Below are 20,294 nucleotides of genomic sequence, written 5' to 3' on the forward strand. Positions count from 1 at the left end.
GAGGGAGGCCACCGTGAGCCGAGACGACGAGTTCGTCCGTGAGACACGGGCGTCCGTCCGGCAGTTGACGAACGGCCTCGTGGAACTCGAACGCGACGGCAGTAGTCGTGAGTTGGTCGACGAGTTGTTCCGCACGGCACACACGCTGAAAGGCAACTGCAGTATGGCGGGACTCAACGGCGCGAGTCGTCTCGCTCACACGGTCGAGGATTTCCTGAGTTGCCTTCGTGACGGGTCACTGAAGCCGAATCCAGACCTGATAGACGCTGCGCTCGCGGCGGTCGACGACATCGACGCCAGCCTCGGAGAGTGGCACAGTGGCGACGACCTGACCATCGACCCCGAGCCGTCGTCCTCGGCGCTCCGGGAGGAGATGGACCGCTATCGAGACGAGTCACAGGTCGCAACCGAGACGGCCCCCGAGTCCGCCGACAGTTCGGACGACTCGGCCGGAGTCCCCGACGAACCGACGGACGAGTTCGACCCGACCGTCGTCGACGCCCTCGAATCCGCGAGCGGGTTCGACGACCTCGAAGGGTTGCTCGCAGAGATGGACGACCCCGACGACGAGGACGCAGCAGGCGACGAACAGGCCCGCTGGGGGACGTTCGACAAGAGAGAGTCGGTTCCCACCGACAGTCCGGAGTCAAACCGACAGGGCGACAGCGACGACGCGACCGAGACGACACAGGAGACGCCCGACGAATCCGAAGGCAGTCGGGAGACCCCACCAGGGAAAGTCGAGTCACCCTCACCGTCGGGGTCGATGAACGAGTTCGACTCCATCAAGAGCGGCGTCGAGCAGGGCGACGTCTCGTCGCTCGACCGCGAACTCGACGAAATCGAGTTCGGAGAGTTCGACCACGACGACGGCCTCTCGATTCAACAACTCATCGACGGGGAACTCGACGACGAAGACCTGCCGGACGAACAGGCAGACACTGACGCCGACGACGTCACGGACCACCCGGCGAGTTCGTCGGCCACTGCCGACACTGCGAGACGAGACGACGCCATCCGACCCGAGGACTTCGGCTACGAGTCGGCCACCCCATCGACGTCCGACAGTGGTTCGAGTGCAGGCGACAGTGGTTCGAGTGCAGGCGACAGTGGTTCGAGTGCAGGCGACAGTGGTGCGACGGAGCCAGAAGGCGTGACGGCAGCTGCTGGCGAATCGAACCCGTTCGAAGGTGTCGACATCGTCGACCCAGACGACGAGTCGGGAGCCGATTACGTCTCGTCGGTCGATATGGGTGCCGACGCCGACACCGACGCAGTCACCTCGGACGAACCATCCGACGTACGGACCGACGAATCCGACGAGGAACAACCCATATCGTTCCCCGACGGAGAGACGTTCGGGCCTGCCGACGACGAACCCGGAGTCGCCGAAACGAGTACGGACAGCCCCTCCGAAGACGGCCCCGAAGTTGCAGAAGCGAGTACGGACAGCCCCTCCGAAGACGGCCCCGAAGTTGCAGAAGCGAGTACGGACAGTCCCGCCGAAACAGGTACAGACAGTCCTGCCGAAGCGGCCCCTACTGACGAAGTCGTCGCCGACACGCCAGACTTCTCAGAGACGTTCGAAGAGGACGACTCCGGCCCCGACGAGATATCCACCGACGACTTCCCCGACGAGTTCGGGGGAGACGGAATCGCCTTCTCGGAGGGCGATTCCGAAGCAGCCAGTTCGGGAGACGTTCCGGACGGCGACCTCGACTTCCCCGAAGGCGAGTTTTCGGACGACTTCTCCGGGGCAGACGCAGAAACGGCCGACGACGGCCTCGAGACCGACGTCACAGAAGAACTTCCAGACGAGTTTGCCGACGAGACGCTCCCCGACGAGTTCGACGACGGGTTCGACCTTCCCGACGACTTCCTGGGTGGAGATATCGGCGTCGGAAGCGAGCGTACCCGAGCGGACGACGTGGGTCCCGAAACCATCGACATCGGGGTGGCTTCAGAAGGAAGTACCGAAGACCTCGACTTACCCGATATCGACCTCCCAGACGTCGACGAACTCACCGCGTCCACCCTCGGCGACGAGGACGACGCCGACCGTGCGGCCACGAGCGTCTCGTTCGAGCGCGACGAACACACGATGGCGTTCGAATCGCGGTTCGCCGAACGCTTCGGCGGGAGCGTCGGCGACGACAAAATCCAACTCGTCCAGGTGGCGTCGGCGACGATAGAAGAGAGCAGTCTCGACGCCGCGAGATACCAATCCAGCGGAACGGCGGACTACCCACTCGACTTTGGAGATACACGTGAGAGCGACCAGATTCAATCGCTCACCGTCGACGTCGAGAACGCAGACTCGCTGTTGAACCTCGTCGAAGAGCTATCGTTGACGCAACTGCGTATCAAACAGTCAGACGGTGAGGACCTCGACGACCACCTGTCGGTGATGGACTCGGTGACGGGTGAACTCCGGCGAGCGGTGATGACGCTCCGCTTGATGCCGCTTTCGACGGCAATCGACGGGCTTCCGCGGGTCGTCCGCGACATCGCCCGCAAGCAGGGCAAAGACGTCGCGTACGAGGTGTCCGACGAGGGTGTCAACCTCGACCGAAGTATCGTCGAGAAACTCGGTGACCCACTCGTTCACCTCGTCCGCAACGCCGTCGACCACGGTATCGAACCACCGGACGAACGCGAACGACAGGGCAAGCCACGCGAAGGGAGTATCGAACTTCGCGCGTGGCGTGACCGCGAGCGAGTCGTCATCGAAGTCGAAGACGACGGCCGCGGTATCAGCGCAGAGCGAATCCGCCAGCAGGCAATCGACAACGACATCATCTCCCGAGAACGCGCCGAGCGCATGTCGTTCGACGAGGTGTACGACCTCGTCTTCGAACCTGGCTTCTCCACTGCGGAGGAAGTGACCGACGTGAGTGGCCGTGGAGTCGGGATGGACGCCGTCCGGCGGACCGTCAACTCGCTCGACGGGACGGTCGACATCGACAGCGAACCGGGATCGGGAACGACCGTCAGAGTTCGCCTGCCCGTCTCTGTCGCCGTCTCGAAGATGCTGTTCGTCGGTGTCGGCCCCGAACAGTACGCGATTCCGGCGAGCGTCGTCGCAGACGTCGAACTCGTCGACGAGTCCACTCTCGGCGACGACGGAACAGTCGCCGTAGACCGGGCCGACGAGGCGACAGACGACTCAGAGCGCATCCCGTACCGTCGCCTCAGCGACGCACTGGGTGTCGAAACGGAGGCGACGGGAGGCGCGTCAAGGGAATCTGTGGTGGGTGACGTGGGCGACGCGAGCGGTGCGAACACGCCCGAGGACGTCCCAGCAGGCAAGCGAGTTCTGGTTCGGCTCGACCGCGAGACACGGAACTTCGCACTCGTCTGTGACGAGGTCGACGACGCCCGTGAGGTCGTCGTCAAACCGTACGAGAAACTGCTCGGCGGCGTGCCCGGAATCAGTGGGGCGACGATGAGTGGGGATGGAACGCTGGTGAACATCATCGACGTAACAACACTATGACGGAAATGGACCAAACGACGGAAGCGGTGCACCGAATCGACATCGAAAAGCTCGGCGTCCTCAACTATCTCGGGAAGTTGGGTGTCACCGGTGTCGAATCCCGACTCGGCAAACTGGCAGGCAAATCGACCGCAGTCAGGTCGGAAGTCGTCAAGAACGGCTACGTCGACGATTCGAGCGTCGACCTGGCGTTCCCGGACGAGAAACGCCTCGGCGTCAGAGTCGGCCTCAACGGCGTCCCACACGGGTGTATGCTCGTGTTGTTCCCGCCGGCGAGTGCGAAACGGGCCGTTCGGATGATGCTGGCGGACACGAACGAAGACGTCGCAGAGGTGTCGAACGACATGGCGGTCAGTTCCATCGTCGAACTCGGCGGGATGGTCGCAAACGGCTTCCTCGACGCACTGGCGGACACGTTCGACCAGCACATCGCCACGTGGCCGCCAGTCACGCGAAATAGCCAACTCCCACAGATTATCGAGCGCGCAATCACCGACGAAGAAGACAGAGGCCTCTACCTCGAAACCAAGTTCCACATCACGAGTCACAACATCGACGTCGAACTCTATCTGTTCCCGGAGAACGAGGTGTTCGTCGAGATTCTGAACCGACTCGACATGGACGCGGTCAGTGCAGGAGGCGACTCGTGAAGTTAAACGTCAACGCACTCGGCACGTTCTACGAGATGGCCCGTGAAGGCGCTGGTCTCGCGGCGACGCGCCTGAACTCGATGTCGGAGTTCGAGAGTCGCGTGAAGGTGACGCGACTCCACTTCACCCACCGCTCGGAGATACGCAACGAACTCGACGACGGGAACGAGAAAGTCGGGATTCGCGTCTCGTTAGACGGCGAACTGTCCGGGTCGTCGTTGCTGTTGTTCGACCACGAGAGCGCACGCTCCGTCGTCGGAACGCTCGTCGACGACGTCGACGAAGAACCCACGAACGAACTGGCGACGAGCGCCATCGTAGAACTCTGTCACATCATGAACAGCGGGTTCGTCGATGGCTGGGCAGACGTCTTGCAAGCGGAAATCGACGTCTCCGCTCCGGAGTACGTCATCGGCGACACTGCCACCGCGTTCATCGACGAAGACGAGTTCGAGAAGATGCACGAAGAGTTGGCACTCGTCTTCCAGAGTCAAATCGAGACGACGGGAACCGAGTTCGGATTCGAACACTATCTCATCCCCGAACACGACTCGATTGCCCGGCTCTTCGAGACGCAGACAGAAGACGAGGGAATCGAGTACGACAAACTCGCTGGATTCGACCAGATGGCACAGCACGGTGCCACCCGCGTCGCCGAGAATCTCACGCGGATGACGAACATCGAGATGGACGTCGATATCCGCCGTATCAACTTCATCTCGCTCGACGCCATCCCCGAGACGGTTCCGAACGAACCGCTCGTCAGCGTTGCGTTCAGTTTCAGCGGGACGCTCGGCGGCTATCTCCTGTTTCTGTTCGAACCCCAATCGGCGAACGAACTCGTCGCCGCAACCGTCGGTGACTCACCCAACGGTGGCTTCGGCGCGTTCGAACAGGACGCCATCAAAGAGTTGAGCAACGTCATGACGAGCGGCCTCCTCGACGGGTGGGCGAACATGCTCGACGCGACTATCGACCACTCGACGCCCGCGTACTCACACGACATGGGCGCGGCCGTCGTCGACCCGCTCATCGTCGGTCTGAGCGAGGTTCAAGAGTTCGCGTTCGTCTTCGACACCCGAATCCACGCCGTCGACAGAGAGTTCGACGTCGACATCTACGCGATTCCAGACGAGACGGACCTCGAAGCGGCACTGGACCGACTGGACGAACGGCGTATCGACGAATCGCTCGAACACGACGTCGAAGAGACCGAGTTCGTCGCCGAAGAGTTCGACCCCGACCTGGTCGAAGAAATCGCCGCTGGCACGTTCGAGGAGGTCGAAGACCTGTGAAGACGTTCAACTTCGGCACGGACGACGACGAAGAAGAGACGCGCGAGGAGCGCCTCGTCGGCGTCTCGGGATATCACGTCACGAACGAAGGAGAGACACTCGTCGCCTACGGCCTCGGTGCCTGCGTCGCAATCGCGCTCTGGGACACCGACACCGGCGTCGGGGCACTCGCACACACGCTCTTGCCGCGACAAGATTCGGGTCAGGGTGCCTCGTCGGGCAAGTACGTCGACGCCGCCATTCAGACGATGCTCCGTGAGATGGTCGAGGCAGGTGCTGGCTACTCGTCTATCGAGGCGCGACTCGTCGGCGGCGCAGATATCTTCGAACTGAAGGCACTCGGAAAGGGTGTCGGCAGGAAGAACGCAGCAGTCGCCCGCGAAGAACTCGACCGACTCGACGTCCCCATCGTGGCAGAATCGACAGGTGGGGAACACGGGCGAACCGTGGAGTTCGACACCTCGACCGGACGGGTCGAGGTCACCACAGCGCACTCAGACGAAATCGAAGTGCTGTAACGGTTTTTCGACGGAACCATTCGAAGAAAGCCGCAGTCGTCGGACTACGCCGACGACTCACGTCTCGAGAAACAGGCTCTCCAGCGCAGTTGACTCGCTTACTGGTTGGTAAACGAGAGCGCGAGCGGAGTGCCGTTTGCCAGGTTGTCGCTCACCGGGCAACGCGCTTCGACCGTCGAAAGCCACGTTCGAATCGTTTCGCCGGAGGCGTCTACGTCGGCCGTGACGTTCACACGAATCTCTTGGAACCCAGCACGTTCGTCGTCGCTTTTTCCCATGAACGTTGCGGGGTCGAGACCGCCCTCGAGGCTGATTTCGAGATTTTGGACATCGAGGTCCATCTCACGGGCGACCACGTGGGCGGTGACGTTCAGACACCCGGCGAGTGCGCCGAGGAGGTATTCGACAGGGTTCGGTCCGTGGTCGGTGCCACCGAGTGAGTCCGGTTCGTCGATGACGAACTCGAAGCTTCGAGTCGAGACACGGGTCTTGGTGGGGGATTCTGCCTGCGCACTGACGTCGAAGGTCAACAGTTGAGGGGGAAAGTCTACGGACATAATTGTACTATCACACGCGGAGGTGATAACCCCAAATAACACTTCTCAGCCCCCGAGAAGCGTGTTAGTGGTTCTCTGGCCTGGACAGAGTCACACCGGGGTCAGTGGCAGTATCAGCTTAGTCTTCGAGCACGTCGTCGAGTCCCCACTCTGCCGCACGTGCGCGGGCCTCGTCTCTCGCTTCTGAGCGAATCGCCTCGATGGCGTCTTCGTCGGCGAGAAACGCCTCGACTGCACTCTGGTCACGACCCTCTTCACGCCGGGGTTCGGGAGCCGCGTCGGTCGTCTCCGTCGCCAATCGCTCGTCGCCGGCGAGGACTCGCGCCGGTTCGCCCGGTGGCACGCGAAATTCGGTCGTCTCGTGTGCGTCGGAGAGTTCCTCGGAGTCGACGGCGTGGACTGCGACACGGTTCGGCCCGGTGACCGCGAACCCTTCTAACCCGTCACGTCCGCCGCGGTCACGTTCGGTGTCGTACGCGAGGACCGGAATACCCTCCTCGAAGGTGACGACACCGCGAGTCGCCTCCCCGAGAAGCAGCGCGTCTTGGGGTTCGAAGACGACGTACCCGGTGAGTTCCTCGTCGAGGACGGTTCGGAGGACGTCACCGGGGTCGTCGACGACCCGTGACCGAAGCAGCGCCCCTCGTGGAATTCTCATACGCGGTCGGGGACGACGGCACTTTTGAACCGCTCTGCGACGTCTCGGCCGTCGCCGTCGCGGACGTCTAACCGGGCGGCCGCCTCTCGGAAGGCGTCTGCCGCTGGGTCGTCCGGGGCGTGTGCCAAGAGCGGTTCACCTGCACGCCGGGCGGCGCGAACTGCGTCACTCTCTGGAACTGACGCGAGCGCCTGCCCGCCGAAGTACCGGCCGGCCTGCTCGGCAATCCGGTCGACGTTCTCGTCTGGCCGGACGCGATTGAACACCACGCCTGCCGTGTCGGTTCCGTAAGAGTGTGCGTACTCTTGGACCTTCAGGCCATCAGAGAGCGACGGCACCGTCGGTTGCAACACGACGACGATGCGGTCGGCCAGCACGATGGGTAAGACAGCGCTCTTCGACCCGAGCGCCGCCGGCGAGTCGAGCAAGAGGACGTCGGTGTCGTGGGCGAGTTCTGCGACGACGTCACGAAGTCGTGCCGGGTCGGCCGCCTCGAACGACGCCAGACTCGTTCCACAGGGGACGACCGACATGCCGAAACGCTCGTAGACGGCGTCTTCGACCTGAACGTCCCGTTCTTCGATGAGTAAATCGTGGAGTGTGACGTCGGCGTCGTCTAATCCGGCGTGGAACAGCAGATTCGCCATCCCCGTGTCGGCGTCGATGACAGTCACGTCGTATTCGGTGGCGAGCGCCATCCCCAGCGCGAGCGTACTCGTCGTCTTTCCCGTGCCGCCCTTTCCGCTGGCGACGGCGAACGCCTCGACCATGACCCCACGTGTTCGGTGATTTTGTATAAGTGTTCGGAAGGCTGAGAGGCAGACGTCGTGGGGACCTCTTGCCAAATAGTAACAATCATTAATAGACACCAGATTCTGTGGACGTGTGTAGAGCAATGATTCAGATATCGTTCGGTGCGTTTGCTTTTGTGGTCGATGAATCGACGATAGCGGCGTTTGCGACGCTGCTCACGGTCGCCGTCATCGTCTATCTGAATCGGTAGCACCGCCGTCGTCGGGTGAGTGAGTGGATATCGACCGCGGGCCCGGTTCAGACTGCTTCTGCGAGGGCGTCGAGAAGCGCGTCGTTTTCGTGTGGTCGCCGGACGTTGATTCGGACGTGGGAGTCGAGACCATTGTAGTAGCGAGCGTCTCGAACGGCGAAGCCACGCGTTCGAGTCTCGTGGAGGACCGTGTCGACGTCGTCGGTTCGGAACAAGATGAGCGAACTGTCGGCAGGGTAGACGTCGTAGCCGAACGAGTCCAGTTCGTCCACCATCCGTTCGCGTTCCCGTTGGATACGGTCTCGGGTCTCTTCGAGGAAGTCGTGCTGTTTGAGACAGTAGGTCGCCGCCTCGACGGCCGGTAACGACAGCACCCACGTACACCGGGCACGGGTGAGTGCCTCGCGGAGGTGTCCGGTCGCCGCCGCGGATCCAGCACGGAGTGAGGGCACGCCGAAGACGTTCGTCACCGAGTGAAGGGTGATGACGCCGTCGAGGCCGGCCGTACTCGGCAGGCGGGTAAAGCCGAGGAACGACTCGTCGACGATGAGCGGCGTGTCGGCCCGACGGCACTGTTCGACGAATCTTCGGAGTTGGTCCGTCGAGTACGCCGTCCCAACCGGGTTACTCGGATGGCTCAAAATCACCGCAGTGTGTTCGTCGGGGTCGACTTCCTCGAAGATGCGGTCGTACCGGACGTGAACCGGTTTCCCACCCTGTAACCGAACTTCGCGAGCGTACTCACCGCAACACGGCTTGGGAATCACGACAGAATCGCCGGGTGAGACGGTCACCCCCAACGCGAGTCGGAGCGCCTCGATGACGCCCGCCGCTGGGACGACGTGGGCAGGGTTACACCCGACGTAGTCGGCCGCCGCAACCCGGAACTCCGAGTAATCGTCCAGCGAGTAGCGTCGCGACGTGGAGAACGCCGACTCGTAGATACTCGCGAGCCCCGGCGGTCGCTCGGGGTTCGACCCGAGACTGAAATCCACGAGTGAGTGGTCTGCGGTCCCACCGTGTGTGACGGGGTCGACGTTGGGTACCGAACCGGGGTCCATAGATACGTCTGGATACCGATTATATTCAATTCTTCTTAATAGACCACATATTTACCACTGAACGTTTCTTGGCCATCACCCGAAATTATCTACCCTTCGAATCGGTGTCACCGTCGCCCGGTCGGCGGCGACGACACCGAACCGTGCGGACTCGACGCTCTGTGGAATCGACTCGTTCGCGTATCGGGAGTCGAGACTGGCCAGAACTGCGTCGCGGACACAGATTCGCGCTGCGTGACCGACTGGTGTCGCACTCCCCGTGAACGTCTCCGGTTCTCCAGCGGGGTCGCAAGCGGCCACGATGGCGTCTGTCGTCGTCCCTGGCGACCCACATCGAGCCAACAGCGTCGCCGCCTTCGCTTCCGCAGCAACTGCGACGAGATTGGCCAGTGCCCCCGGTTCCAGTGACCGCGACGTCCCGACGACGACGTTGACAGTTCCGACGTGGTCCGCCTCGGTGTCGGAGGCGTTGGTATCACTGCCAGCAGAACCTTCGTAGTCAGCAGAATCGCCCTTGCCAGCAGAACCCTCGTCGCCAGCAGAATTGCCCTCGCCAGCAACTCCACCGGCACCGACATCCATCGGCAGTGCCGCCGGATTCGACACGCCAGCAGTTGCGATAACTTCGACCGGGCCGTATCGGGCGCGCCGGGCGTGCTGTTGGTCTACGCCAGTCAGCAGCGCTGGGCCGTCTTCGTCGAACCCGGCGTCAGAGAGTCGCTGTGCGACGTAGCTGTCGAGGTCAGTTTCAGGCCACCCCTTCGGAACAGTGACGTTGTAGGCTACGGGGCCGCGAGACTCCCCGCCGTCGTATCCAGTCGAGAGCCACCGCGTCTCGGGGCAGGAGATTCGACAGACACCGTCGCGGCGAGTCGTCTCAAACATCCGTGAGTGCGCGGAGTAACTCGTCGTTCTCGTCGGGGCGTTTCACGGCGACGCGGACGTGTGAGTCGAGCGTCGGGAACGTCGTCGCGTCGCGGATGGCGACACCCCGTTCGCGGGCCGTCTCGACCACGGTGTCCACGTCTCGTTCACCCACGTCACACAAGAGAAACGGCGCGTCCGACGGGTGGACGTCGAACTGTGGCGACAGCGAGTCGGCCAACCGCTCGCGCTCGCTCGCGACTCGTCTGCGGGTCGCTTCGACGAACTCGGTCTGTCGCATGCAGTAGGCCCCGACTGCGGCCGCCGGCGTCGAAAGTGACCACGACCGACGTGCGACGGCGAGTCGCTCTCCGAGTTCGCCCGTCGCGACGGCGAACCCCGCGCGGATACCCGGAAGTCCGAACAGTTTGGTCAGCGAGCGAGCGACGACGACACCCGGTTCGCCGGCCAGACTCGGCGCGTCGGTGAAGTCGAGGAACGCCTCGTCGACGACGAGGGTCGTCTCCGACTGGCGACAGTGGTCTGCAAACGCACGCAGACGGTCGGAATCCGCGAGTTCGCCGGTCGGGTTGTTGGGCGTACAGACGACCGCAACCTCGTACGGAGCGGGGTCGGTGTCGAGGAGTTCGTCGGCCGCGACAGCGACGGGGTCGGCCCCCTGAAGTCGAATCTCGCGGTCGTACTCACCAAAACTCGGTTCGGGGACGAGCGCGGAGTCACCGGGTGCGAGTGTGACTTCGAACGCGAGTCGGAGCGCTTCGAGGCCGCCAGCGGTCGGAACCACCGAATCGGCGTCGCATCCGACGTAGTCGGCGGCGGCCGCTCGGAACGTCGGGTAGTCGTCGTCTGGATAGCGGGTGGCCGCCGAGAGTGCTTCGGCGTACACCGCTTCGACGCCGTTGGGCCGGTCCGGGTTGGTGTTCGCACTGAAATCGAGCACTGACGAATCGGTCGCCCCGCCGTGTGGGACGCGTGTTGTCCGAACGACAGCGTCAGGGTCCATCTTCGACTCCGTCGACGGCCTGCGGGTCGAGTCGGGACAGCACGTCGAGCGTCGCGGCCTCTACGTCGTCGACGACGCCCATCCGGTCGGCGAGCATCAGCGCACCGCCCATCCCTGCTCCTTCTTTCGCTTCGCCGGCGGCGTACCGGTCCAGCGGGGTCGTCTCGAATCCAGGGTCGGTGACGACGAGGTCGACGTCGAGTTCGGCCGCCGCAGATTCGAGTTCGGGCACGTCGTCCGCGAGGTACGACGTCGTCGCCAGCGTCAGGTCACCCGCCGCACCTGCGTGTCTGGCGAGTGCCGACGCCGCGAGCAGTTGGGTCCCACCGCCCAGTGTCACGTCGCTCCCCGATTCGAGCGCCCCTACGGTCAGTCCTGCGACGACCGGGAGGACGGGGTCACCGACGTACCGCGTCGCGAGTTTCGGTTTGTGTGCCGCGTCGCCAGGCGACAGTCCGGCCGACTCGAGCGCCTCGGCGACGACGTCCTCCTTGAGACTCGTCGGATTCGATGGGAGCGACGACGAGACGGGGAACGTCTCACCGAGCGCGCGGAACACCGCGAGGGCCGTGGTCGTTCCGCCGGGGACGGTCTCGCCGATGACGAGTTCGTCTTCCGGGAGGGCCAACCCCATCCGTCGGGCCGCCTCGAACGCGCCAGGTGCGGTCGGCACGGGTTCGGGTTCGCGGATGTCGCGTCCGGGGCGCGCACCGACGTCGATAGTCGGTGCGGCGGTCGGTTTCGCGAGGCCAGCGTCGACCGTGAGCACGTCGAAACCGGTGAGTTCGCGGACTGCACGTGTGATTGCGGCAGGCGTCGGACACCCGGTCGGACTGACGGGCGTCACGGGCGACCGGACGGTGTCACCGTACTCGATAATCTCTGCGTCCGCGCTCGGGGTGTGACCGACGAGCGTCGGGTCTGCCCCGGCGGCGCTGATTTCGGGTATCTTCGCCGTTGCCGTCGTCCCGGCGACGAGGACTACTCGCATCGGTCCTCCGCGAGTACGATATCTCTCGGGCGGTTCACGTTGAGTGCCAGTCTGAAGTCGGTAGTGAGGTACACGGTCGAATCTGTGTCTTCGGGTTCGGTGTGTTCGCTGTTCGGGTCTGCTTCGGTGTGTTCGCTGTTCGGGTCTGCTTCGGTGTGTTCGCTGTTCGGGTCTGCTTCGGTGTCTGGACCGACGACGCCCAGTCCGGTCGGGCAGACTGCCCTGCCGCGGTAGTCGAAGACGAGTGAGTCGTCGAGACTGCTGCCCAGTGTTCGTTTCTGTCCGACGGGGACGCACGCCGTGAGCGACCTCCCCTCGGCGGCTTCGATGACTGCGTCGACGTGGTCGGGAGTCAGGAGTGGCAGGTCCGCGACGACGGTCACGACTGGTCGGGAGACCCGGTCCAGTGCGAATCCGAGGTCGGAGACGTAGCCAGCACCGGGTGCGTCGATACAGTGTACGCCGAGTTCGCTCGCGCGCGTTCGCGTCTCGGGTGTGTGTGGTGAGGTGACGGCGTGGACGGTCTCGACTCGCGACGCACGGAGTGCCTCGACGATGCGGTCGAACATCGGTCGGCCACAGACTTCGACGAGCGGCTTTTCGACTGGCGCGGCGAGACGGGTTCCGCGGCCACCACACATCACGAGAGCGTCCACGTCACCACCCCCACGTGAATCGCCGTCGCGCGAGCGAGTTCGTTCGTCGCGCCGATGAGGTCACCCGAGACGCCACCGAGGTGGTTCCGTCCCCACGCTCGAACGAGGAGGGCCACGACAGGCCCGCAGAGGAGTGTGACGACGATGGCAAGGAGACCAGTATCCGGTGCGAGTGCGACGACTGGAAGGCAGACCACAGCAACGGCGAGGAGTCCCGATGGGGCGTTCTCACCGACGAGTGCCGACCCGAGACCGTCGTGTGCTGGTGTTCCGAGGCAGACGAGTGTCGCCATCCCAGTTTTCGCGCTTACTTCTGCGGTGAGTGCGATGACGACACCCACCGTTAGGCCGAGTCTACCCGTCGTGAAGCTGAATCCACCCGTTGGGAGGCCGAGACGCCAACCGACACCGGCGAGACCGAACGCACCCATTGCGAGGACGACCAGCGTCACTCCGAGTGCGAGGAGGCCGCCAACACCCGTCTGAGAGTCTTTCAGCACAGACAGGCGGCGCTCGGCGTTGCCGTGGACGACGGCCGCGTCACCGAGGTCGGCGAGGCCGTCGGCGTGGGTGACGCCCGTCACGAGGTAGAGCGTCACGAGGTAGAGCGCCGCGGCGGTCGGAATCGGAAGCGGGAGCAGAAATGGGAGTGCAGCGAGTCCGCCGACGACGTAGCCAACCAGTGGGAAGACGACGGGTGCTCGTCTGAAGGCGTCCCACTCGGCTTCGCCACCGCCGACGGGGAGACGCGTGAGGAATCCGAGGCCACCACGAACCGCGTTCAGAACCACACGACCACCCCCGTGAGGGCGAAGGCAGTGAGTCCAGCGCGGGAGACGAGTCGAACCCCACGCGTCGCGACCACCGTGTCGGGAAAGTCCGGGCCAGCAGCTAACAGATAGTGACCGGGTTTCTCGAGTCGCGTCCCGAGCAGTGTCGCGAGCGTCGCCATCGGCCACCCGGAGTTCGGAGAAGCGGGACGACGAGCGAGTGTCCCGACTCGCGTGAGAACACCGGGCGACCCGGCAGCGATAGCCAGCAAGAGCGCCGACAGACGGGCCGGAAGCCACATCACCGCGTCGTCGAGTCGTGCCGGGACGGTCCCGACTGGTTTGTGGTGATATCCGAGCATCGAGTCGAGTGTGTTTACGGCTTTGACCCACGCCGCGGCCCCCGCGCCGAGGGGGAGCGAGACCGGTGCGAGGAGTGCAAACGCGAGAAGTGGTGCGACGAGTCCGTCAGCGAGGTTCTCGGCGGCACTCTCGACCGCAGCGCTTCGAATCTCGCCTGCGGAGAGTGACGACGGGTCGCGGCCTGCGAGGGCGCGCAGTTCCACTCGGGCCGTCTCGACGTCTGTCGCTGTTGCGGAGACGACTGTCGCTGTCGTATCGACCAGCATCTGCAGACTCGTCGTCGAAAAGAGCGCGAGTGCGGCGACGCCGACGCCGACCCACGGAGAGACGAGTGACGCGCTCCACGTCGCGCCCGCGACGATACCCGCCGCAAGCACAGGGAGTGCGACTGCGACGAGCGTGCCGACTGCAACTGGATGTGACCACTCGCGGTCGAACGGTCCGATGGCCCTGCCGAACAGGGCAACTGGATGGACCCGTGCCGGTGGTTCTGCGAAGACGCGGTCGAGTACTGCGGCGATAGCGACGGCGACTGTTACGGTCACCGCCACGAGTACCTCCCATCTCGAAGGTCGTTCGCGAAGTCGTCGAGTGTCGTCGTCTCGAGGGTCACAAAGGTGCCGCCGACGTCCTCGACACCGCCATCTGACGCCGGGTCGTCGCCGACGTGGACCAACGCCGACGGGTCGACGTCGAGATTTCGGGCCACTGCTTCGAACGCCTGCGGATGGGGCTTTCGCCACCCACAGGCGACGCTCGTCGTGATGGCGTCGAACCCACGGCGGTCGAGGTCAGACCTGATGAGCGTCCGCGCGACGAGTTCCGGAACCGAGCAGTTCGACAGGAGGCCGACTGGCCCGGCGTCGCGCGCCGCTTCGACCGCTTCGACAGCACCGGGTCGCGTCGTCACGTCGGGGTCGAACGCCGTGATGACCGCGCGCCGAGCAGCGTTGTCCGGTGAGTCGACACCGCGAGAACGCAGTGTCGCCGCGACGTGTGCGGGGAGTGGAACCTCCGCACCGTCTGGTGCGTCGATGTGAACCTCGCGGTAGGCGTCGTCCCAGTCGTCGGGAACTTCGGCACCGTACTCTCGGAGTGCGTCTGCAACTGCCACACCAGGGTCTTCGGGATACGCGACGTCGACGAGCGTTCCGAAGAGGTCGAACGTTACTGCCACTACAATTGCATTGGTGAAACTCTACTTGAATTTAGCGAAGGGCGTGGGCAGACAGTCGGAGAGCGCTACACGCGGATGGTGTTCGACTCGATGTCTCTGGGGAAGTACGTGAGCGTCTCAGTCCCAGACTCTGTGACGAGGACAGTGTCCGAGTGTCGATAGCCGGCCGTCTCGGTGTAGAGGCCCGGTTCGATAGTGTACACCTGTCCGACGCCGACGTCGGCGTCAGATTCGGTGTGGTCTGTGACCGGGTCGGCACAGTGGTCGGCCCACCCGCGGTCGATATACGGCGGTTCGTGCGCGCCGAGTCCGATGTTGTGTCCCACGTGGTGTTGTGCGAGGTTGGACACGCCCTGTTCTTCGAAGTACTCCCAGACCATGTGGTCGACGTAATCGATGGGGACGTCAGGTCCGAGTGCGTCGATAGCGATCTCCTGTGCTTCGCACATGAGTTCGAAGTAGTACTCGTCTTCGTCCGACGGGTCACCGAGGAACATCGTCCGTTCCAGTTCGGAGTGATAGCCGTCGACGTTCGCCGTCGCACCGGTGATGATGACGTCGCCTTCGGCGAGGTGTTCGTTCGGTGTGAACCCGTGAGGGCGGGCGGTCTGCGCCCCAGAGATGTAGCCTGCACGAACCGGCCCGGACCCACGAGTCCGGACTGCGTATCTGTCTCCTAGCGTGTCGAGCATCGCGCGTGACGCCTCCATCGACGCCCGTTGTGAGACGGTAATCGGATGAGCACCGACTTCCGTGAAGTCTACGAGATACTGGTGACCGAGGTTGGCCCACCGAATCGACTCGCGGATACACGTGACTTCTGCGTCTGTTTTCTCCCAGCGCATTCGGTCGGCCCACGACTGTTCGACTACCTCGAGCGACGCCGAGAGTTCGGCCCCGTGATAACCCATCGTTCCCGGTGCACCGTCCATGTCGGCAGCGACGCGACCCACCTCGAGTTCACGGAGCGTCTCGACGACCGTCCCCATCGGGTCTCCGCTGGGATAGTCGAAGTACGACCGGATCCGGTCGACGCGCGGTATCTCGGACGCGCGTTCGTATTCGAGTCTCGGAACGACGAGTTCGACCCGGTCGTCGGTCACGACGAGGGCGACTGGACGCTCTGTCTGGACGTGGTTGAATCCCGAGAGATACTCGATGTTCACCGCGTCGAACCAGATTGCGGCATCCGCGTCGGTGTCTGCGAGACTCCCCCTGATCGCATCGAGGCGCGCGGCAAACTCACTCGAAGGAAGACGTGAAGACATAACTGTACTATCATGTTGTGTGTGCATAAGTGACGTGCTCGAATTCACGCTTCTGAACGGGTTATCGTCCTATTCACGAGAAATACCGCCCCCTCAGAGAGTTATGCACCGGGGATACCCAACCACCCCGAGTATAGATACACGCAGTCCATCGACTCGGTCGATGAGTCTGCTGGGAACCGAAGCCCCCGACTTTACACTCGAACGCACCGCCGGCGACGAAGTAACGCTCTCTGAGACGCTGGAGAGCGGTCCGACTGTCGTCCTCGTCAACCGTGGCCACTGGTGTTCGTTCTGTGCCGAACAGCTCCAGACGTTCGACGAAGTCGCCTACGACCTCTGGTTCAACGACGGCGTCGACGTGCTGCCGGTCGTCACGAGCGACGTCGGCGACCTGACCGAGATGCGAGACCGGTTCGACCTCGACTTCCAACTCGCGGCCGACCCCGACGGCGAGGTCGCAGACCAGTACAGCGGCACCGAAGAAACGAGCCACGGTGTCACCGGCATCGCGGGAACGTACGTCGTCGACGAAGACGGAATCGTCCAGTACGAACAGGTTGCAGACCACCCCGCCGACCGTACCTACGGGAACTGGGTTCGCTACTTCGTCCGTAACGACTACGAAGATATCTTCGCGTAAGGACACCGTTCACGCCGTCGCGTACCCGACACCGTCCACGCGCATTTTTTGCCCCCGACGGTTCGGACTGTCTCGTACTCCCCCACTCGGGGGCGACATGCTCTCTCCCTCGAGAGCGACTTCCGTCGTCGGCCGACAGTCGGTGGTGACGAGGAGATGCCAGTTGGCCCATGCGAATAGTTATCTCGTCAGTTTACCGATGGGGCGGTGATGGATATCGACCCAAAACACGCTGTCGACGATATGTATCGACTGCTGACGAGCCTCATTATCCCCCGCCCGATAGGGTGGGTATCGACACGAGGTCCCGACGGAGTGGACAATCTGGCACCGTACAGCTTCTACATGGGTATCATCGAGGCAGAACCGCCGGTCGTGATGTTCTCGGCCGAACACCGAGCAGACGGCACGCTGAAAGATTCGGCACACAACGCCGTCGAGACGGAGGCGTTCGGCCTCAACCTCGTCACCGTCGACCTCGTCGAACAGATGGACCGGTCGAGTGAGCACGTCAAGCCGGGCACCGACGAGTTCGACGTCGTCGGACTCGAGAAACGTGCGGCAGACACCGTGGACGTCCCACTCGTGGCTGCAGCGAAGGCGACGATGGAGTGTACGCTCTACGACACGATGGATATCGGAGACCACACCGTAATCTACGGAGAAATCCAACGCATCCACGTCGACGACGAACTCCTGACCGACGGGAAAATCGACGTGACGAAAATCGACGCAGTCGGCCGACTCACTGGGTCGTACTACGCCCGTCTCGACCCGTTCCAAGTCGACCGAGAGTGGGAGTAAACAGCCGCGGCAGTCGACGCTCCCCTCGGAGATACCTCACCTCAGTTGCGAGTGAATTGGGGGTCATCGCCGCGGCTTACAGGAGACCGCAGAAACGTGTTTGCGCTGTTTAGTCTGGAATTGAATCGAGCGACTGTTCGTGGCGAGTGGGCAAACCACAGTGATTTGAACTCACTCGTTCACTGCATTCCGTGACATGACCGACAGTGATAGCTGGATGATAGTTTTACGAGAACAGAACGTGAGAGTACGGTATGAACAGCACTGACAGCATGTCCTCACGTTCGTTCCTTCTCCTTTTGCTGATACTCTTTGGAACACTCTCGTTACTCTTCGTCCTCCCATTCCTCCAACCCGTCCTCTTGGGTGGTCTGCTGGCGTACCTCGTTTACCCGGTTAACCAACGGCTCACTCCCCGATTGGGGCGCACCGCTGGGTCCACCGTGACGACGCTCGCGACGGTTACCGTCATCGTCGCTCCACTCCTCTTCATCCTCGGTGCTGCAGCATCTCAGGCGGCCACACTGCTTCGGGGTGCCGAACTCCCCGACTCCGAGGCCCTCGACGCATTCTCTCAGGAGCAGTTCGGGACGAACGCCCCAACTGTCGACTCACTCTCCGGGCCGGTCAGCAACGCAGTGCAAACCGGTATTGGTGGAATTCTGGGCGACATCGGTGGAATTCTCGGTGGTATCTCCGCGTTTCTCGTGGGGGCGTTCATCCTCCTGTTCACTCTCTTTTTCCTCCTCCGAGACGGCGACAAGCTCATCGCTTGGCTCCGAAACGTCCTCCCACTCGATACAGAGACGACCGACGAACTCTTCGAGCGCACGAACGACCTGCTCTGGGCGGCCGTAATCGGGAACGTCATCGTCGCCGCGGTGCAGGCGATACTGACCGTCCTCGGCTTCCTCGTCATTGGGTTCGACAACCTCATCTTCTGGGGCGTCGCCACGTTCGTCCTGTCACTGCTGCCCGTAATCGGCGCATCCGTCGTCTGGATTCCGGCAGTCATCTACCTCGTCTTCGTGGGGAGCATTCCGGAGGCAGTCGGACTCCTCATCTACGGCACGTTCATCATCAGTGGGTCGGACAACATCATCAGGCCCCTCGCGATGGAACGCGGCGCGAAACTCAACTCCGGTATTCTCATCCTCAGTATCTTCGGAGGAGTCGCAGTCTTCGGATTCATCGGTCTCTTCGTCGGCCCCGTCGTCTTCGGGTTGACGAAGACCATCGTCGAACTGCTCGCTGACGAACGTCCCGAGCCAAGCAGTTCGTGAGGTGCGACGCACACCGATTTGAACTCACTCGCTCACGGGAGCGGAGGACAAGCCACGCTCACCACTTGGATTCAAGAGAAGTCCGCTCTCCCCGTTCCCGCGAGTTTCACGAGCGGGTGCTCGTGACGAGCAACGCGAGTCACGGTGATTTGAACTCACTCGCTCACTCCGTTCGCTCGCTGCTCAAATCGAGTCGAGGTGGACGTTTCACTGCTCACGTTGTTCGCAGGAAAAGTCCGCTCTCCCCGATTTGAACGGGGGACAAGCCGATCTACAGTCGGCTGCTCTGCCAGGCTGAGCTAAGAGCGGTCACTGAATTCTATCCGGTGGACGGTTTTAACGATTATCATTCGACCCGCTCACGTGTGACCTCTGTCAGACGGAGGCGAACATTGATAAGGTGACAAATTGATTGCCGGATAGATGACGAAAATCACGTTCCGCGCCGACGATGACCTCGTCGAGCGACTGGATACCCTCGACACCTCGAAGAGTGAGGCGATGCGCGAGGCACTCCGCCAGTACCTCGACCAGGTGGAACGTGGTGGTGAAGACGCGTTGGAACAGTCGACACCCGAGACGCGCACCTACGAAGACGAAAGCGAACTCGACGCGGTACTGTCCGCACGGGTCGAATCGATCGTAGACGAACGACTCGACGAACGACTGCCACCCCTCGTCGAGGAAGTAGTGACGACTCGCACTGCCAACCGAGAATCCTCCGAGGTGAACGTCAATATCAACATCGACGGTGTCGGCGCTGAGTCCGGCGTAAACGCGGAGTACGGTCCAGAAACAGCTTCGTCACAGGTGCGTAAGACACCGGAAGACACCGAGGAAACGACGACCGACGAGACAGACACGTCGTGCAATCAGTGTGGTGAATCGGTAGACGCAACTCACGTCTACTGCCCGAACTGTGGCGAGAAGGCAACGCACCGTGTCTACTGCGAATGTGGTGACGAGCTTCGGTCGGACTGGGCATTTTGTCCCGATTGCGGCCGTCGGACTCCTGCTGCCGACGTCCTCGAATAGTATAATCACCGATTAAGCCCCGTATACGGGCAATTCAGGTGTTGTCTTACAATCGGCGTTACATTTATATCCTATCGCTCTGTGGTGACTTACGCGTAAGACGGTTGTCTTACAGCCACCCAACGGCGGCCCGAAACTCGGCGCCGTACGTTGGTTTTGGTGCGTAAGACACTCGCAC

General features: G+C 62.7%; 20 protein-coding genes and 1 tRNA gene. 8 read left to right on the plus strand and 13 right to left on the minus strand.

Translation table 11 applies throughout. The features are described 5' to 3' along the window. Positions 1–13 precede the first annotated feature (13 nt). The 4 genes from GJR99_RS06420 to GJR99_RS17815 are packed head-to-tail and all read left to right on the plus strand — an operon-like array spanning position 14 to position 5,959. On the plus strand, positions 14–3,496 hold the full coding sequence (locus tag GJR99_RS06420; protein ID WP_151110397.1) for an ATP-binding protein: 3,483 nt from the start codon (positions 14–16) through the stop codon (positions 3,494–3,496). After that, positions 3,493–4,146 (plus strand): chemotaxis protein CheC, encoded by a 654-nt coding sequence (locus tag GJR99_RS06425; protein ID WP_151110399.1) that lies wholly within the window; start codon positions 3,493–3,495, stop codon positions 4,144–4,146. The genes GJR99_RS06420 and GJR99_RS06425 overlap by 4 nt, the downstream gene beginning before the upstream one ends. Continuing rightward, positions 4,143–5,441, plus strand: coding sequence for a chemotaxis protein CheC (locus tag GJR99_RS17810; protein ID WP_151110401.1), 1,299 nt, complete (start codon positions 4,143–4,145; stop codon positions 5,439–5,441). The genes GJR99_RS06425 and GJR99_RS17810 overlap by 4 nt, the downstream gene beginning before the upstream one ends. Further along, positions 5,438–5,959, plus strand: coding sequence for a chemotaxis protein CheD (locus GJR99_RS17815; RefSeq protein ID WP_151110403.1), 522 nt, complete (start codon positions 5,438–5,440; stop codon positions 5,957–5,959). Before GJR99_RS17810 ends, GJR99_RS17815 begins: the two co-directional genes overlap by 4 nt. A gap of 98 nt (positions 5,960–6,057) precedes the next feature. On the opposite strand, the gene GJR99_RS06440 is transcribed toward GJR99_RS17815, so the two are convergent. The 12 genes from GJR99_RS06440 to GJR99_RS06495 form a co-directional block, all read right to left on the minus strand. Next, positions 6,058–6,516, minus strand: coding sequence for an OsmC family protein (locus GJR99_RS06440; RefSeq protein WP_151110405.1), 459 nt, complete (start codon positions 6,514–6,516; stop codon positions 6,058–6,060). Between the two features lie 118 nt (positions 6,517–6,634). Further along, a complete protein-coding gene (locus GJR99_RS06445; protein WP_151110407.1) occupies positions 6,635–7,174 on the minus strand; it encodes a hypothetical protein in 540 nt (179 codons plus the stop codon). Continuing rightward, positions 7,171–7,944 carry a nucleotide-binding protein gene (locus GJR99_RS06450; protein ID WP_151110409.1) on the minus strand — a complete coding sequence of 258 codons (774 nt, stop codon included), beginning with the start codon at positions 7,942–7,944 and terminating at the stop codon, positions 7,171–7,173. The genes GJR99_RS06445 and GJR99_RS06450 overlap by 4 nt, the downstream gene beginning before the upstream one ends. A 280-nt stretch (positions 7,945–8,224) precedes the next feature. Then, positions 8,225–9,238 (minus strand): pyridoxal phosphate-dependent aminotransferase, encoded by a 1,014-nt coding sequence (locus GJR99_RS06455; RefSeq protein WP_151110411.1) that lies wholly within the window; start codon positions 9,236–9,238, stop codon positions 8,225–8,227. Between the two features lie 75 nt (positions 9,239–9,313). After that, positions 9,314–10,123 carry an adenosylcobinamide amidohydrolase gene (locus tag GJR99_RS06460; protein WP_151110413.1) on the minus strand — a complete coding sequence of 270 codons (810 nt, stop codon included), beginning with the start codon at positions 10,121–10,123 and terminating at the stop codon, positions 9,314–9,316. Continuing rightward, positions 10,116–11,126: a threonine-phosphate decarboxylase CobD gene (gene cobD / locus GJR99_RS06465; RefSeq protein WP_151110415.1), complete on the minus strand. Its 1,011-nt coding sequence runs from the start codon at positions 11,124–11,126 to the stop codon at positions 10,116–10,118. The genes GJR99_RS06460 and cobD overlap by 8 nt, the downstream gene beginning before the upstream one ends. After that, a complete protein-coding gene (locus tag GJR99_RS06470) occupies positions 11,116–12,117 on the minus strand; it encodes a nicotinate-nucleotide--dimethylbenzimidazole phosphoribosyltransferase (protein WP_151110417.1) in 1,002 nt (333 codons plus the stop codon). The genes cobD and GJR99_RS06470 overlap by 11 nt, the downstream gene beginning before the upstream one ends. Beyond that, positions 12,108–12,758 carry an NTP transferase domain-containing protein gene (locus tag GJR99_RS06475; protein ID WP_151113902.1) on the minus strand — a complete coding sequence of 217 codons (651 nt, stop codon included), beginning with the start codon at positions 12,756–12,758 and terminating at the stop codon, positions 12,108–12,110. The genes GJR99_RS06470 and GJR99_RS06475 overlap by 10 nt, the downstream gene beginning before the upstream one ends. Beyond that, positions 12,758–13,564 (minus strand): adenosylcobinamide-GDP ribazoletransferase, encoded by an 807-nt coding sequence (locus GJR99_RS06480; RefSeq protein ID WP_151110419.1) that lies wholly within the window; start codon positions 13,562–13,564, stop codon positions 12,758–12,760. Before GJR99_RS06480 ends, GJR99_RS06475 begins: the two co-directional genes overlap by 1 nt. Further along, the gene (locus tag GJR99_RS06485) at positions 13,555–14,457 is read right to left on the minus strand and encodes a CobD/CbiB family cobalamin biosynthesis protein (RefSeq protein WP_151110421.1); all 903 of its coding nucleotides are present in this window, start codon (positions 14,455–14,457) and stop codon (positions 13,555–13,557) included. The genes GJR99_RS06480 and GJR99_RS06485 overlap by 10 nt, the downstream gene beginning before the upstream one ends. Then, positions 14,448–15,083, minus strand: a complete 636-nt coding sequence (locus GJR99_RS06490; RefSeq protein ID WP_151110423.1) for an HAD family hydrolase — start codon at positions 15,081–15,083, stop codon at positions 14,448–14,450. The genes GJR99_RS06485 and GJR99_RS06490 overlap by 10 nt, the downstream gene beginning before the upstream one ends. A gap of 65 nt (positions 15,084–15,148) precedes the next feature. Further along, entirely contained in the window at positions 15,149–16,351 is a 1,203-nt protein-coding gene (locus GJR99_RS06495; protein ID WP_151110425.1) for a M24 family metallopeptidase, read from the minus strand. Between the two features lie 163 nt (positions 16,352–16,514). Between GJR99_RS06495 and GJR99_RS06500 the strand changes: the two genes are divergently transcribed. From GJR99_RS06500 to GJR99_RS06510, 3 genes are all read left to right on the plus strand, one after another. Beyond that, positions 16,515–16,994 carry a peroxiredoxin family protein gene (locus GJR99_RS06500; RefSeq protein WP_151110427.1) on the plus strand — a complete coding sequence of 160 codons (480 nt, stop codon included), beginning with the start codon at positions 16,515–16,517 and terminating at the stop codon, positions 16,992–16,994. A gap of 210 nt (positions 16,995–17,204) precedes the next feature. Continuing rightward, the gene (locus GJR99_RS06505) at positions 17,205–17,798 is read left to right on the plus strand and encodes a flavin reductase family protein (RefSeq protein ID WP_151110429.1); all 594 of its coding nucleotides are present in this window, start codon (positions 17,205–17,207) and stop codon (positions 17,796–17,798) included. Between the two features lie 254 nt (positions 17,799–18,052). After that, a complete protein-coding gene (locus GJR99_RS06510; RefSeq protein WP_151110431.1) occupies positions 18,053–19,081 on the plus strand; it encodes an AI-2E family transporter in 1,029 nt (342 codons plus the stop codon). Between the two features lie 235 nt (positions 19,082–19,316). Here GJR99_RS06510 and GJR99_RS06515 read toward each other — a convergent pair. Further along, positions 19,317–19,390, minus strand: a tRNA-Tyr gene (locus GJR99_RS06515). Positions 19,391–19,504: 114 nt separating this feature from the next. On the opposite strand from GJR99_RS06515, the gene GJR99_RS06520 reads away from it, so the two are divergent. Beyond that, positions 19,505–20,116, plus strand: coding sequence for a double zinc ribbon domain-containing protein (locus GJR99_RS06520; RefSeq protein WP_151110433.1), 612 nt, complete (start codon positions 19,505–19,507; stop codon positions 20,114–20,116). The last annotated feature ends 178 nt before the right edge of the window (positions 20,117–20,294 follow it).

This window comes from Haloferax marinum (genome assembly GCF_009674625.1).
GTDB lineage: Archaea > Halobacteriota > Halobacteria > Halobacteriales > Haloferacaceae > Haloferax > Haloferax marinum.